This is a genomic window from Serratia sp. CY71090, assembly GCF_052166845.1.
In the GTDB taxonomy this organism is placed as follows: Bacteria; Pseudomonadota; Gammaproteobacteria; order Enterobacterales; family Enterobacteriaceae; genus Serratia; species Serratia nematodiphila.
Genome location: NZ_JBJNOA010000010.1, coordinates 163098 through 177210, shown reverse-complemented (window position 1 = coordinate 177210; position 14113 = coordinate 163098). Strand labels below are relative to the sequence as shown.

At 61.2% G+C, this 14113-nt stretch carries 11 protein-coding genes and 1 riboswitch; of the genes, 6 read left to right on the top strand and 5 right to left on the bottom strand.

Features of this window, described 5'->3' with window-relative positions:
* Positions 1 to 98: 98 nt before the first annotated feature.
* Positions 99 to 719, bottom strand: coding sequence for a TIGR04211 family SH3 domain-containing protein (locus ACJ8OK_RS18700; RefSeq protein ID WP_033632054.1), 621 nt, complete (start codon positions 717 to 719; stop codon positions 99 to 101).
* Between the two features lie 278 nt (positions 720 to 997).
* On the opposite strand from ACJ8OK_RS18700, the gene ACJ8OK_RS18695 reads away from it, so the two are divergent.
* From ACJ8OK_RS18695 to hldE, 3 genes are all read left to right on the top strand, one after another.
* Positions 998 to 2305: a CYTH domain-containing protein gene (locus ACJ8OK_RS18695; protein WP_021505075.1), complete on the top strand. Its 1308-nt coding sequence runs from the start codon at positions 998 to 1000 to the stop codon at positions 2303 to 2305.
* A 45-nt stretch (positions 2306 to 2350) separates the two neighbouring features.
* Entirely contained in the window at positions 2351 to 5188 is a 2838-nt protein-coding gene (gene glnE, locus ACJ8OK_RS18690; RefSeq protein ID WP_261441011.1) for a bifunctional [glutamate--ammonia ligase]-adenylyl-L-tyrosine phosphorylase/[glutamate--ammonia-ligase] adenylyltransferase, read from the top strand.
* Positions 5189 to 5265: 77 nt separating this feature from the next.
* The gene (hldE, locus tag ACJ8OK_RS18685) at positions 5266 to 6696 is read left to right on the top strand and encodes a bifunctional D-glycero-beta-D-manno-heptose-7-phosphate kinase/D-glycero-beta-D-manno-heptose 1-phosphate adenylyltransferase HldE (RefSeq protein ID WP_004937214.1); all 1431 of its coding nucleotides are present in this window, start codon (positions 5266 to 5268) and stop codon (positions 6694 to 6696) included.
* 51 nt (positions 6697 to 6747) lie between these two features.
* On the opposite strand, the gene ubiK is transcribed toward hldE, so the two are convergent.
* On the bottom strand, positions 6748 to 7023 hold the full coding sequence (gene ubiK, locus ACJ8OK_RS18680; protein WP_004937216.1) for a ubiquinone biosynthesis accessory factor UbiK: 276 nt from the start codon (positions 7021 to 7023) through the stop codon (positions 6748 to 6750).
* Between the two features lie 145 nt (positions 7024 to 7168).
* Positions 7169 to 7329: riboswitch (FMN riboswitch) on the top strand.
* A 109-nt stretch (positions 7330 to 7438) separates the two neighbouring features.
* Here ubiK and ribB point away from each other — a divergent pair.
* The gene (ribB, locus tag ACJ8OK_RS18675) at positions 7439 to 8092 is read left to right on the top strand and encodes a 3,4-dihydroxy-2-butanone-4-phosphate synthase (RefSeq protein ID WP_004937218.1); all 654 of its coding nucleotides are present in this window, start codon (positions 7439 to 7441) and stop codon (positions 8090 to 8092) included.
* 53 nt (positions 8093 to 8145) lie between these two features.
* On the opposite strand, the gene ACJ8OK_RS18670 is transcribed toward ribB, so the two are convergent.
* The gene (locus ACJ8OK_RS18670) at positions 8146 to 9678 is read right to left on the bottom strand and encodes an alkaline phosphatase (protein ID WP_060560333.1); all 1533 of its coding nucleotides are present in this window, start codon (positions 9676 to 9678) and stop codon (positions 8146 to 8148) included.
* Positions 9679 to 10000: 322 nt separating this feature from the next.
* Here ACJ8OK_RS18670 and ygiD point away from each other — a divergent pair, with 322 nt between their 5' ends.
* Positions 10001 to 10783 (top strand): 4,5-DOPA dioxygenase extradiol, encoded by a 783-nt coding sequence (gene ygiD / locus ACJ8OK_RS18665; protein ID WP_442530815.1) that lies wholly within the window; start codon positions 10001 to 10003, stop codon positions 10781 to 10783.
* A gap of 48 nt (positions 10784 to 10831) precedes the next feature.
* Here ygiD and ACJ8OK_RS18660 read toward each other — a convergent pair whose 3' ends face one another.
* On the bottom strand, positions 10832 to 11992 hold the full coding sequence (locus tag ACJ8OK_RS18660; protein WP_442530814.1) for a glutathionylspermidine synthase family protein: 1161 nt from the start codon (positions 11990 to 11992) through the stop codon (positions 10832 to 10834).
* Between the two features lie 3 nt (positions 11993 to 11995).
* Complete coding sequence (locus tag ACJ8OK_RS18655; protein ID WP_004937226.1) at positions 11996 to 12658, bottom strand: DUF1190 family protein; 663 nt, start codon at positions 12656 to 12658, stop codon at positions 11996 to 11998.
* Positions 12659 to 13011: 353 nt separating this feature from the next.
* Here ACJ8OK_RS18655 and ACJ8OK_RS18650 point away from each other — a divergent pair, with 353 nt between their 5' ends.
* Complete coding sequence (locus ACJ8OK_RS18650; protein WP_060560331.1) at positions 13012 to 14112, top strand: glycerol dehydrogenase; 1101 nt, start codon at positions 13012 to 13014, stop codon at positions 14110 to 14112.
* Position 14113 lies beyond the last annotated feature (1 nt).

The following is a 14113-nucleotide window of genomic DNA, read 5'->3' as shown; positions in this document are numbered from 1 at the left end:
GGCTCTGTCTATCAGATTACATGAATTGGCCGCGGGATGTCGGCGCCAATGAAAAAGGCGCCCGCAGGCGCCCAAACTCAAACTGAACGATACTGAGATCAGTTCATCCAGCGATTGTTGTTCTTGCGACGCGGGATCAGGTGCGGCAACAGCAGGCCCAGCAGCAAACCGACGCCGGCGACGCCGCCGCCGTACATGAACCACTGCAGGATAATGGTGCGCTGCTTGTCGTCGAGCTGCAGGTTAACGGCGTTGACCTTCTTCTGCGCGACCACCAGCTGGTTTTTCAGATCCTGGTTTTCCTTCTGCAGGCTGCTGATGGTGCTGTCGCTGCCTGCGACTTTTTCCTGCATTTCCGCCGTGCGCTGGTTCCAGGTGTTGTCGATGTTGGTGAGCTTGTCGGTCAGGGTTTTCACCTGCTGTTCCAGCTCCGGCACGCGGGTGCGCAGGCTTGGCGTCTGGCTGAGTTGGTCGAGCGGGATCCAGGTGGTGCGGCCCTTCGGATCGCGGATCTGGCCGTAGTTGGTGCTGTCGTTGACGCTCAGCAGGGTCACTTCTTCACCGGCGTTCAGAGTGCCGACAATACGGTACTGATTACCTGGGCCGCTATGGACGTAAGTGCTTAACTCATCGGAGATATAGCGTTTATCTTCGGCATGTGCGGCCCAAGTGATGCTGAAGCTCAGCGCGGCAAGGAAAATCAGGCGTAATTTCTGCATTAGTTCATCGTTTCTGGGTGAATTTATGGAACGATAGTAGAGGGTTCAGTCTGACGACGCAACGCCAAAACCGGAATGAGAACTATCTTACTGTGGCTGATTCTGTGAGTTGCGCAGCGTTTTATAACGTAACAGGTTTTTTCTACAGTTAGCAGGGTTAAGGCGCCGGGAATCGCGGTAAGATAACGGCAACTGTGCGTCAGTGGGCAGCATACGGCGGGCCGAGCGCGCCGCGCTGAAACCGACGCGAATGCGTAACTTATTGGTGTTAAAGAATTATGACCGTTGAAATTGAACTGAAATTCATCGCCGCGCCGCAAGCGGTGGCCGCTCTGCCACACTGGCTCGCCGCCTGGCCGCATCAGCATTCCGCGCCGCAAAAGCTGACCAACATTTACTTCGAAACGGCCGACAACTTCCTGCGCAGTCACGACATGGGGCTGCGCATTCGCGGTTTCGACGATCGCTATGAGATGACCATCAAAACCGCCGGTAAAGTGGTGGGCGGCCTGCACCAGCGCCCGGAATACAATGTCGCTATCGCCGAGCCGCAGCTGGCGTTGGCGCAGTTTCCTGCCGACATCTGGCCGCAGGATTGCGATATCGCGGCGCTGCAGCAGGCGTTGCAACCGCTGTTCCGTACGGATTTCGTGCGTGAGAAGTGGGTGGTTACTTACGGCCAAAGCGAGATAGAGATTGGCCTGGATCAGGGAGAAGTGCGTGCTGGTGGCCTCAGCGAAGCCCTGAGCGAGATAGAACTGGAGCTGCTGAAAGGCAATACCGCCGATCTGCTGGCGTTGGCCGGTGAGCTGGCGGCGCACGACGGGCTGCGTCAGGGCAGCCTGAGCAAGGCGGCGCGCGGTTACCACCTGGCGCAGGGCAATCCGCCGCGTGAGGTGCGCCCGCTGCGGGTGCTGAAGCCGGCGGCGAAGGCGACCGTGGAGCAGGGGATGATCGCCGCCTTCGAGCTGGCGCTCAACCACTGGCAGTACCATGAAGAGCTGTGGCTGCGCGGCGACGCGCAGGCGCGCGCTTCGGTGATTGAGGCGGTTGGCACGATCCGCCAGGCGCTGGTGATCTTCGGCGGCCTGGTGCCGCGCAAGGCCAGTGCCGATCTGCGCGCCCGCCTGACCGAGCTCGAACCTCTGTTGGCGGACAAAACCGCGCAACCGGAGATCCTGTGTTACAGCGCGGTCTACCTGCAATGTAAGTTGGCGCTCACATCATGGTTGGTGCGCGGCGCCTGGCGGCCGTTTATCGACGCCAAAGCGCAGGCCAAGCTGGACGGTTCTTTCAAACGCTTCAGCGACATCATGCTGGGGCGCAGCGGCGCGGAGCTGAAGGAGGCCTTCAGCCGTACGCTGAACGAAGATGAATATCAGGAACAATTGCCGCGCCTGACGCGTCAGATTTCGGCGCTGGTCCTGCTGTCGGGCGCTTACCCCGACGAGCAGACCGGGCCTTATATCGACGCCTGGCGTGAGCTGCAGGCGGCGCTGAGCGAGCGCCGCCAGGGCTGGTATGAAGCCAGCCGCAAACAGGCCTTATCGCATGCGCCATTCTGGTTAAACGGCGCGCTTCGTTAATCCAGCCGGCCCGCCAGCCGCGGGCCGCAGAACGGGTCATACACTATGTCGCCACTTTCAGCCGCGTTACAGGCTCAGGCACAGCAGGTTGTGCAGCGTTTTCAGGAAGTTCATGGCGCGGACTGCGCCTTTAGCGAGCAAGAGCAGTGGGTGCTGGCGTCGAGCGACTTCGTCAGCGACGCGCTGCTCGCCCAGCCGGCCTGGCTGGCGACGCTGCGCGAACAGCCGCCGGCGCCCGGCGAGTGGCAACACTATGCCGCCTGGTTGCAGGACGAGCTGGAAGAGGTGCGCGACGAAGCGCAACTGATGCGCACGCTGCGTCTGTTTCGCCGCGAAACGCTGGTGCGCATCGCCTGGGCGCAGGCGCAGGGGCTGTGTTCGACCGAAGAAACGTTGCTGCAGCTGAGCGGGCTGGCGGAGACGCTGATCGTCAGCGCGCGCGACTGGCTGTATCAAACCTGCTGCCGCGAATGGGGCACGCCGTGCAACGCCGCCGGCGAGCCGCAGCCGCTGTTGATCCTCGGCATGGGTAAGCTGGGCGGCGGCGAACTGAACTTCTCGTCGGACATCGATCTGATCTTCGCTTACCCGGAAAATGGTCAAACCCAGGGCGGGCGACGCGAGCTGGATAACGCCCAGTTCTTCACCCGCCTCGGCCAACGGCTGATCAAGGCGCTGGATCAACAGACCATCGATGGCTTCGTCTATCGCGTGGACATGCGGCTGCGGCCGTTCGGCGACAGCGGCCCGTTGGTGATGAGCTTTGCGGCGCTGGAGGATTACTACCAGGAACAGGGGCGCGATTGGGAGCGCTATGCGATGGTAAAGGCGCGCCTGATGGGCGGGGCGGAAGACGCCTACAGCCAGGAGCTGCGCAAAACGCTGCGGCCGTTCGTGTTCCGCCGCTACATCGATTTCAGCGTCATTCAGTCTCTGCGCAACATGAAGGGCATGATCGCCCGTGAAGTGCGGCGGCGCGGCCTGAAGGACAACATCAAGCTGGGCGCCGGCGGCATTCGCGAAATCGAATTCATCACTCAGGTATTCCAGCTGATCCGCGGCGGCCGTGAACCGGCGTTGCAGGGGCGTTCGCTGTTGCCGACGTTGCAGGCGGTGGGTGAGCTGGGGCTGCTGGAAAGTGAGCAGGTGCGGGCGCTGAGCGCCGCCTACCTGTTCCTGCGGCGGCTGGAGAACCTGCTGCAGGCGATCGGCGATCAGCAAACCCAGACGCTGCCGCAGGAGGCGCTCGATCAGGCGCGGTTGGCCTACGGCATGGGGGTGGCGGATTGGCCGGCGCTGATGGCGGCGCTGGAGGTGCACATGCAGGCGGTGCGCGCGGTGTTCGACGACCTGATCGGCGACGATAGCCCTGATGTCGGCGAAGATCCTGACTACCAGCACTACCACAGCCTGTGGCAGGACGCGCTGGAGGAGAACGAGCTGGCGCCGCTGACGCCGCACCTCGACGAAGAGGGGCGCCGACAGATGCTGCGCACCATCGCCGATTTCCGCCACGACGTCGACAAGCGCACCATCGGCCCGCGCGGCCGCGACGTGCTCGATCAGCTGATGCCGCGCCTGCTGGCGGAGGTATGCCCGCGCCAGGACGCCCCGACCGCGCTGGTGCGGCTGGCGCAGCTGCTGCTCAGCATCGTCACCCGCACTACCTACCTCGAGCTGCTGGTGGAGTACCATGCGGCGCTCAGCCATCTGATCCGCCTGTGCGCCGCGTCGCCGATGGTCGCCAACCAGCTGTCGCGTTACCCGCTGTTGCTGGACGAACTGCTGGATCCGGCCACGTTGTATCAGCCGGTGGCGCTGGACGCCTACCGCAGCGAGCTGCGGCAGTATCTGCTGCGGGTGCCGGAAGACGACGAAGAGCAAAAGCTGGAGGCGCTACGCCAGTTCAAACAGGCGCAGCAGCTGCGCATCGCGGCTGCTGATATCGCCGGCGCGCTGCCGGTGATGAAAGTGAGCGATCACCTGACTTATCTGGCGGAGGCGATCATCGACGCGGTGGTGCAGCAGGCCTGGAGCGATATGGTGGCGCGCTACGGCCAGCCCACCCATCTGCAGGAGCGCGAAGGGCGCGGCTTTGCGGTGATCGGCTACGGCAAGCTGGGCGGCTGGGAGCTGGGTTACAGTTCCGATCTCGATCTGGTGTTCCTGTTGGATTGCCCACCGGAGGTGATGACCGACGGCGATCGCTGCATCGACGGCCGCCAGTTCTACCTGCGGCTGGCGCAGCGGGTGATGCATCTGTTCAGCACCCGCACTTCTTCCGGCATTCTGTATGAGGTGGACGCGCGCCTGCGGCCTTCCGGCGCTGCGGGGATGCTGGTCAGCACCGTCGAGGCGTTCGCCGACTACCAGCAAAACGAAGCCTGGACCTGGGAACATCAGGCCCTGGTGCGTGCGCGCATCGTGCATGGCGACCCGGCTCTGCATCAGCAGTTCGACGCGATCCGGCGCGAGATCCTGTGCAAAACGCGCGATGCGCAGACCCTGAAGCGTGAAGTGCGCGAGATGCGCGAAAAGATGCGCAACCATCTCGGCAACAAACAGCGCGATCTGTTTGATATCAAAACCGATGAGGGCGGCATTACCGACATCGAATTTATCGCCCAATATCTGGTCTTACGCTATGCGCCGGGCGAACCGCGCTTGACGCGTTGGTCGGACAACGTGCGCATCTTCGAGCTGATGGCCAATTACGACATCATGCCGGATGAAGAGGCACGCGCGCTGACCCAGGCCTATGTCACCATGCGCGACGAAATCCACCACCTGGCGCTGCAGGAGCATTCCGGCAAGGTCGGCAGCGAGCTGTTTGCCGCCGAGCGCGAGCAGGTGCGCGCCAGCTGGGCCAAATGGCTGGATTAATACCTTTTTGCGGGTATTCCGGCGGTCTGTGGTAATATCTGCGCCACTAAAATTTTGTTCTTTTTTGGAGTTATCGGATGAAAGTTACGCTGCCTGATTTTCGCCGCGCCGGTGTGCTGGTGGTCGGTGACGTCATGTTGGATCGCTATTGGTATGGGCCGACCAGCCGCATTTCACCGGAAGCCCCGGTGCCGGTGGTCAAGGTCGATACCATCGAAGAGCGTCCCGGCGGCGCGGCTAACGTGGCGATGAACATCGCTTCGCTGGGCGCCACTTCCCGTCTGGTGGGCCTGACCGGCATCGACGATGCGGCGCGGGCGCTGAGCGCCAAGCTGAATGAAGTCAACGTGCGCTGCGACTTCGTCTCGGTGCCGACCCATCCGACCATCACCAAGCTGCGCGTGCTGTCGCGCAACCAGCAGCTGATCCGTCTCGACTTCGAAGAAGGCTTCTCCAACGTCGATCCGCAGCCGATGCTGGAGCGCATTCAGCAGGCGCTGCCGCAGATCGGCGCGCTGGTGCTGTCCGATTACGCCAAGGGCGCGCTCAGCCAGGTGCAGGGCATGATCCAACTGGCGCGCGCCGCCAAGGTGCCGGTGTTGATCGATCCGAAAGGATCCGATTTCGAGCGCTATCGCGGCGCGACGCTGCTGACGCCGAACCTGTCCGAGTTCGAAGCGGTGGTGGGCCACTGTAAGGATGAAGCAGAACTGGTGGAACGCGGCATGAAGCTGGTGGCGGATTTCGAGCTGTCGGCGCTGCTGGTTACCCGCTCCGAACACGGCATGACGCTGCTGCAGCCTGGCGTTGAGCCACTGCACTTGCCGACCCAGGCGCAGGAAGTGTTTGATGTGACCGGCGCCGGCGACACCGTGATCGGCGTATTGGCCGCCTCGCTGGCCGCCGGCAATTCGCTGGAAGAGTCCTGCTTCCTGGCTAACGCCGCCGCCGGCGTGGTGGTGGGCAAGCTCGGTACGTCTACCGTGTCGCCGATCGAGCTGGAAAACGCGGTGCGCGGCCGCGCCGAAACCGGCTTTGGCGTGATGACCGAAGCACAGTTGAAAAACGCCGTGGCGCAGGCGCGTCAGCGCGGTGAGAAAGTGGTGATGACCAACGGCATCTTCGACATTCTGCATGCCGGCCACGTCTCCTATCTGGCCAACGCCCGCAAGCTGGGCGATCGCCTGATCGTGGCGGTGAACAGCGACGCCTCGACCAAGCGTCTGAAAGGGGAGAAACGCCCGGTCAACGCGCTGGAGAACCGCATGATCGTGCTGGGCGCGCTGGAAGCGGTGGATTGGGTGGTGCCGTTCGAGGAGGACACGCCGCAGCGCTTGATCGCCGACATCTTGCCGGATCTGCTGGTGAAAGGCGGCGATTACAAGCCGGAAGAGATTGCCGGCAGTGCGGAAGTGTGGGCCAACGGCGGCGATGTCAAAGTGCTGAACTTTGAAGACGGCCTGTCGACCACCAACATCATCAAAGCGATCAAAGACGGGCGCGGCTAACGCCGGACAACCTAAAGAACAAGGGCGCGCGGTGCGCGCCCTTGGCGGGAATTATTCGTCTTCCTGCTTGGCGGCCGGCGCCGCGCTCAGCTTGCTTTCCAGCTCGGCCATGCGCTGCTCCAACAGCGCCAGCTTCTCGCGGGTGCGCAACAGCACCTGAGTCTGCACGTCGAACTCTTCGCGGTTAACCAAATCCAGACGGGTCAGCTGCGACTGCAGCACCTGACGGATTTTTTTCTCAACGTCTTCCCCGAATTCACGAACGCCTTTAGGCATGGACTCATGAACCTGGCGTGCGATTTGTTCGATTTTTTTCGGGTCAATCATGGCGTATCCCTTTCAGAGTTTAATAGCTGCCGCTTAGTGTAATGCGAGTTGCCCGCCGGATAAACCATTAAGCGCATTCGCCGTACGTGGCCGAATTGTGCTTTTGCCAATTGCCCTGTCTACCCATTAGCGTTATAGTCATCTTGCTTATTCTCAGGGCGGGGTGAAAGTCCCCACCGGCGGTAAATCACCTTCTACGGTGAAAGCCCGCGAGCGCTCAGCCAGCCTGTAAAGGCCGGTTAGAGGTCAGCAGATCCGGTGTAATTCCGGGGCCGACGGTTATAGTCCGGATGGGAGAGAGTAACGGTATCTGCCGGGCATGCGCCCGCTTGCGTTATTTTTTTAGCTATTGCTAGCTACTCCTCAAGATCGCCCTGGTTCTGGTAATCCATAATTTTTAATGAGGTTTTTTACCATGAATCAGACGCTACTTTCAGACTTCGGCACGCCAACAGAACGCGTTGAACGCGCGATCGACGCACTGCGCAACGGGCGCGGCGTAATGGTGCTCGATGATGAAAACCGTGAAAACGAAGGTGACATGATCTTCGCCGCGGAAACCATGACCGTTGAGCAGATGGCGCTGACTATTCGCCACGGCAGCGGCATCGTGTGCCTGTGCATCACCGAAGAACGCCGTCAGCAGCTTGAGCTGCCGATGATGGTGACCAACAACTCCAGCCAGTTCCAGACCGCCTTCACCGTGACCATCGAAGCGGCGCAGGGCGTGACCACCGGGGTTTCCGCTTCCGATCGCCTGACCACCATCCGTGCGGCGGTGGCAGATAGCGCCAAGCCGAGCGACCTGAACCGTCCGGGCCACGTGTTCCCGCTGCGCGCGCAGCCGGGCGGCGTGCTGAGCCGCCGCGGCCACACCGAAGCGACCATCGATCTGGTTTCCATGGCCGGTTTCAAACCCGCCGGCGTGCTGTGTGAACTGACCAACGACGATGGCAGCATGGCGCATGCGCCGGAAGTGATTACCTTCGCCAAACAGCACGACATGGTGGTGCTGACCATCGAAGATCTGGTGGCCTACCGCCAGGCGCACGAGAAAAAAGCCAGCTGATCGCCGGCCGCTTTCAACGATAAAAAAGCCGCGTAAAGCGGCTTTTTTTGTGGCTAGCGTTTTGACAGGCGTTCGCCGATGCGGCTGGCATAATTCATCACATGGAAGGTGTAGTTCTCCTCCACCGTGCCCTGGAACAGATGGGCCCAGGGGCCGATGGCGTAGATGCCGAGATCTTCCCCGCCGTGCGTCTCGCTTTTCAGCGGCACCAGCGCCGGCTGAATAAAGTCGGGCGCGGTGGCCTGTTCCATGGTTAATGCCGGGCGCTCGGTCAGCGGGATTGTGCCGCCGGGGCCGTTGGCGAAGCCGACGGTGGTGTAGGGCTTGCCGTCGCTGCCCAGCCGCGGTTTGCCGTCGACGCCGACGGAAATGCCGAGGATAGGATTGCCGCGCTTGGCATAGCCGGCGATGGTCAGCGTGTGGCTGTGATCGCCGGTCACGATCACCAGCGTGTCGTCCAGATTGACCTTATCGATGATGGTTTTCACCGCTTCGTTCAGCGCGACCGCGTCGCTCAGCGTGCGGTAGGCATTGCCGTTATGGCTGCCGTGATCGATGCGTCCGCCCTCGACTAACAGCAGGTAGCCCTCAGGATTCCTGGACAGAATATCGATGGCCTTGCCGGTCATTTCCGCCAGTGAGGGTTCTCCCGCCGCGTCTTGCCGCCGGTCGTGCTCGAAGTTCATGTGCGACGGTTCGAACAGAGCCAGCAGATGGTCGACGTTGCCCGGTTCGATTTTGTCGAACTGCGCCTGATTCCAGACGTATTGCCCGCGCTCGCCGTAGCGTTGCAGCCAGGCCTGCGTCAGGTCGCGGCCGTCCTTTCTGGCGCCTTTCTTGCCGGGATATTCCGGATCGCTCACGCTGTCGGGCAGGAAGTTGGCGCGCCCGCCCCCCATCGCCACGTTCAGGCCGTTGCCGTACTTCATTTCCACCAGCTGGCGCGCGATGTCGCGGCAGCCTGCGGCCAGGGCGTCCGCCGGCATTTTGGCGTCAGACTCCCAGTCGCGATTGGCGATATGGGCATAGGTGGCGCCCGGCGTGGCGTGGGTAATGGTGGCGGTCGTCACGGCGCCGGTGGACATGCCGAGCGTTGCGGCCATCTCCCACAGCGTGGTGACGGCCTTGGTTTGCTGATCCTCGCAGTTGTTGAGGGTAGCCGTATGGTTGAGGCCCATCAGATCGTTGATGGTTTTGACGCCGGTGGTCATCGCCACCGCGCTGGGCGCAGAGTCGGTGATTTGGGCGTCGGCGGAGTAGGTTTTGGCCGCCGCCAAATAGGGGAAGGCCTCCCAAGCCAGCACGTTGGATTCGCCATCCACGCCGCGCTGCTGCCCTTCAAAAATGCGAGCGGCGGTCACGGTGGAAAACCCCATGCCGTCGCCGACCACCAGAATGACGTTTTTGGCGCGGTTGGTGTTTGGCGTTTGCTTCAGCCGCTGTTGCAGCTGAGCTTGCGCCTGAAGGAAGTAAGGATCTTCGCGCTGCGTCAGCTGCGCGTTGTCCGCCGCGCCGGTGGTTGCCGTCCAGCCGGCGAGTAAGAACATGGAAAGCGCCAGGCGGGTTGCCAGTGTGAGTCTGAACATGAATTCCTCCTTGGTGAGACGTAATTCCCATCGCGCGACGGCGTTGCCTGCTCCCGTCGGCAGAGGAGGAGTGTATAGATTCTGTTAACAAAAAATACATAAATTGTTCACAAATTGGATCTGTGTGGCAGTAATGTCATGCTATTCACTGATATTATTAATTTATTGAAATATATGATTTTTTTATCTTTCTGCGGACCGGCGTATTTCTCTACTTTTAATTCAAATTTATTGAATATCTTCATCACGGTTATCCGGCTGTGTTGGTGCGGCAAAGCGCGTAATGTAGCGGCATAGCACAATTTGAACTAAGGATCCCTCTATGAACACCTCTCGTATGCCGGCACTGTTTCTTGGCCACGGTAGCCCGATGAACGTGCTGGAAGACAACCGTTACACCCGGGCATGGCGTGCGTTGGGTGAGTCATTGCTGCGCCCTAAGGCGATCGTGGCGGTTTCCGCGCATTGGTATACCCGCGGCACTGCGGTCACCGCGATGGAAAAACCCAAAACCATTCACGACTTTGGCGGGTTCCCGCAGGCGCTGTTTGATACCCGCTATCCGGCGCCGGGCTCTCCCGCGCTGGCCGCGCAGCTGCAGCAAATTCTGGCGCCGGTGCCGGTAACGGCGGATCTCGGCGAGTGGGGATTGGATCACGGCACCTGGGGTGTCCTGATCAAGATGTATCCCGATGCTGACATTCCGGTGGTGCAGCTCAGCGTCGACGGCACGCAGCCGGCGGCCTATCACTATGAGCTGGGCCGCAAACTCGCCGCGCTGCGGGACGAGGGCGTGATGATCGTCGCCAGCGGCAACGTGGTGCACAACCTGCGCATGGTGAAATGGCAGGGCGATACCAGCGCCTACCCGTGGGCGGAATCATTCAATAACTTTGTCCGGGATAACCTGCGTTATCGGGGCGATAACCATCCGCTGGTGGATTTCATGCGCCATGAGGGGGCGGCGCTGTCGAATCCGACGCCGGAACACTATCTGCCGTTGCTGTATGTGCTCGGCGGCTGGGATGGAAAAGAGGCCATCAGCGTGCCGATCGACGGTATCGAAATGGGGGCGCTTAGCATGCTGTCGGTGCAGGTGGGCTAAAGAAAAAACGCCAGTCAGAGACTGGCGTTTTTACCTTCAGTGGTGCGATCAGCCGAGGATGGTGTGCGGATAGAAGCGCGACAGATCCTGCGTGATCAGTTCGCGATCTTCGCGCAGGCCGATGCCGCAAGGTTGATCGTTCACCAGCCAGCTGCCGATCAGCGTGTAGCTGTCTTCGAACTTCGGCAGCGGATGGAACTGCTGCACGATCATGCCTTCTTCGCCGTACGGCCCATCGACGCGCGCCACTTCCTGACCGTTTTCGACGATCTGGATATTGGCGCCTTCGCGCGAGAACAGCGGTTTGGTGACGTAATGATCCATCGGCGGATGATCGTCTTGCGCGAAATAAGCCGGCAGCAGGTTAGGGTGGTTCGGGAACATTTCCCACAGCAGCGGCAGCAGCGCCTTGTTGGAGATGATGCTTTTCCAGGCCGGCTCCAGCCAGCGCACGCCGGCGTCTTCCAGCTTGGTGGAGAACATCTCGCGCAGCATGAATTCCCACGGATAGAGCTTGAACAGGTTACCGATCACCTGATCCTGCAGATCGGTGAATTGACCTTTCTCGCCAAGGCCAATCTCTTCCATGAACAGGAACTCGGTCGGCAGACCGGCTTCCTGCGCGCAGTCCTGCAGATATTGCACCGTGCCGCGATCTTCTTCGCTGTCCTGGCAGCAGGCCAGATGCAACAGGCCGAAGCCGTGATGCGCTTTCAGCTCGGCGAAACGCTCGATCAGCTTCTCCTGCAGGCTGTTGTACTGATCCGATTGCGGATCCAGCTTGCCGGCATTGATCTGATCTTCCAGCCACAGCCACTGGAAGAAGGCCGCTTCATACAGCGAGGTCGGCGTGTCGGCGTTGTTCTCCAGCAGCTTCGGCGGGTTGACGCCGTCGTAGGCCAGATCGAGACGCGAATACAGCGACGGCTGGTTGGTGCGCCAGGAGCTGCGCACGAACTCCCTGGTGTGTTTCGGGATGCAGAACTTGGCCATCAGCTCGTCGCTGCCGACCACTTTCTCCACCACCTGCAGGCACATCTGATGCAGCTCGGCGGTGGCGCTTTCGATCTCTTCAATCTGCGCCAGCGTGAACTGGTAATAGGCGTCTTCACACCAGTACGGCTCGCCGTACATGGTGTGGAAACGAAAACCGAACTCGGTCGCTTTTTCACGCCAGTTCGGGCGCTCGGTAATGGCAATACGTTTCATGCATCAACCGCCCATGCTGCGAGAGCCGGAGTTGGAGGTGGCGCTGCTGCGCTGCATGCTGGTCTGCTTGGCCACGGTCTCGCCGAAGCCACCGCGGGTAACGGTATTGGTGACCGCAGGCTTCGGCGCCATGGCGGTTTTCGGCACCGTCATGGTGCGGCCGCCGGCGGTGGCCGGGCCGTAGCTCTTGCCGCTGGCGTCGACAAACTTGCCGTTCGCTGGGCTGGCGGCATTTTTGGAGGTGAACAGCGGCTGCTGCGCGAAGCCGGAACCGCCCATCAGGCGGCCCATCATGTAGCCCGCCATCAGCGGCATCCAGAAGCTGCCGCTGCTTTGTGATTCCGCCGCCATGCCGGCCTGTGCCGGAGCCTGGGTACACTGCGCTTCGCCGAACTCGGCGACGCAGTCTTCGCGGGTGGCGTATTTCGGCGCGGTTTTCGCGGCTTCTTTCAGGGCATTGTTGTAGGCGGTGGTGCACTGCTCGCTCATCGAAGGATTGGCGCGCGAACAGTCATCGGCATTCTGATATAGGGAGACCGTTTCATCGCTCTTCTCGCAGCCGGCCAGCATAAAGACGGCGCTGATCGCCAAAGCCACGGGCGCGACACGGTAGCTGCGCCAGGATTTGCGGAACGTCTCTTGGTTGATGTTTTTTGTCCGTTTCATCGTTATCAATCCCATCATGCGGGCTGTTTTCGCCCTTTCCCAGTAGTGGCGCTAAGGATAGGGGAAACATGGTCAAAATTAAAGCTGAAACGCCCGCAGAATCCACTCTTTACGCAGTTATACGTTGGGGTGTGCGCCAGTTCGCTTTCGCGGCGAAAAAACGCGCGTTAGCGTTTCATCATGAAACGTTGTCGCTATGATGATGTTCCATAATGGAACAAAAATCGCGTGGCTCGCCAGGCGGGCGGCAGGCGCTCATAGTCGAAGCACAACAACAAGCCGGCGGCGAAGCCGGCGCGTCATCACCTGATATCTGAACGTTACCATCGCCAACTCCCTACAAGGATCCGGTTATGTTGAGAATCATCCAGTCACCAGGCAAATACATTCAGGGCGCCAATGCGCTGGCCGCCGTCGGCGAATACGCCAAATCCCTCGCCGACCATTATTTCGTGATCGCTGACGACTTTGTGATGCAGCTGGCGGGCGACACCCTGATGGGCAGCCTGCAGCAGCACGGCGTGAAACATCATGCGGCCCGCTTCAACGGCGAGTGCTGCCGTAAAGAGATAGACCGCCTTGGCCGCGAGCTGCAGACCCACGGCTGCCGCGGGGTGATCGGCGTCGGCGGCGGCAAGACGCTCGACACCGCCAAGGCCGTCGCCCACTACCAACGGCTGCCGGTGGTGCTCATTCCCACCATCGCCTCCACCGATGCGCCGACCAGCGCGCTGTCGGTTATCTACACCGAACAGGGCGAATTTGCTGAATACCTGATCTACCCGCGCAACCCGGACATGGTAGTGATGGACAGCGCCATCATCGCCAAAGCGCCGGTGCGCCTGCTGGTAGCCGGCATGGGCGACGCGCTCTCCACCTATTTCGAAGCTCAGGCCTGCTTCGACGCGCAGGCCACCAGCATGGCCGGCGGCAAATCGACGCTGGCGGCGCTCAGTCTGGCGCGGCTGTGCTACGACACGCTGCTGGCCGAAGGGGTAAAAGCCAAACTGGCGGTCGAGGCCGGCGTGGTGACGGAAGCGGTGGAACGCATCATTGAGGCCAATACGTATCTGAGCGGCATCGGCTTCGAGAGCAGCGGGCTGGCGGCGGCGCATGCCATTCACAACGGTTTCACCGTGCTGGAGGAGTGTCACCACCTGTATCACGGCGAGAAAGTGGCGTTCGGCACCCTGGCGCAACTGGTGCTGCAGAACAGCCCGATGGCGCAGATTGAAACCGTGCTGGCGTTTTGTCATGACATCGGCTTGCCGATCACGCTGGCGCAGATGGGCGTCACCGGCGATGCGACGGCGAAGATGATGGCGGTGGCCGAGGCCAGCTGCGCCGCGGGTGAAACCATTCACAACATGCCGTTCAAGGTCACCCCTGCGGGCGTGCAGGCGGCGATCCTGACGGCGGATAGGCTGGGCGCCGCCTGGTTGCAGCGTCATTGAT

Bases quoted from the DNA above. Each gene is read 5' to 3' on its own strand.
- ACJ8OK_RS18655 (WP_004937226.1), bottom strand. From the start codon at position 12,658: ATGAAACGGACAAAAAACATCAACCAAGAGACGTTCCGCAAATCCTGG.
- hldE (WP_004937214.1), top strand. From the start codon at position 5,266: ATGAAAGTTACGCTGCCTGATTTTCGCCGCGCCGGTGTGCTGGTGGTC.
- ACJ8OK_RS18670 (WP_060560333.1), bottom strand. From the start codon at position 9,678: ATGTTCAGACTCACACTGGCAACCCGCCTGGCGCTTTCCATGTTCTTA.
- ribB (WP_004937218.1), top strand. From the start codon at position 7,439: ATGAATCAGACGCTACTTTCAGACTTCGGCACGCCAACAGAACGCGTT.
- glnE (WP_261441011.1), top strand. From the start codon at position 2,351: ATGTCGCCACTTTCAGCCGCGTTACAGGCTCAGGCACAGCAGGTTGTG.
- ACJ8OK_RS18660 (WP_442530814.1), bottom strand. From the start codon at position 11,992: ATGAAACGTATTGCCATTACCGAGCGCCCGAACTGGCGTGAAAAAGCG.
- ACJ8OK_RS18650 (WP_060560331.1), top strand. From the start codon at position 13,012: ATGTTGAGAATCATCCAGTCACCAGGCAAATACATTCAGGGCGCCAAT.
- ygiD (WP_442530815.1), top strand. From the start codon at position 10,001: ATGAACACCTCTCGTATGCCGGCACTGTTTCTTGGCCACGGTAGCCCG.
- ACJ8OK_RS18700 (WP_033632054.1), bottom strand. From the start codon at position 719: ATGCAGAAATTACGCCTGATTTTCCTTGCCGCGCTGAGCTTCAGCATC.
- ACJ8OK_RS18695 (WP_021505075.1), top strand. From the start codon at position 998: ATGACCGTTGAAATTGAACTGAAATTCATCGCCGCGCCGCAAGCGGTG.
- ubiK (WP_004937216.1), bottom strand. From the start codon at position 7,023: ATGATTGACCCGAAAAAAATCGAACAAATCGCACGCCAGGTTCATGAG.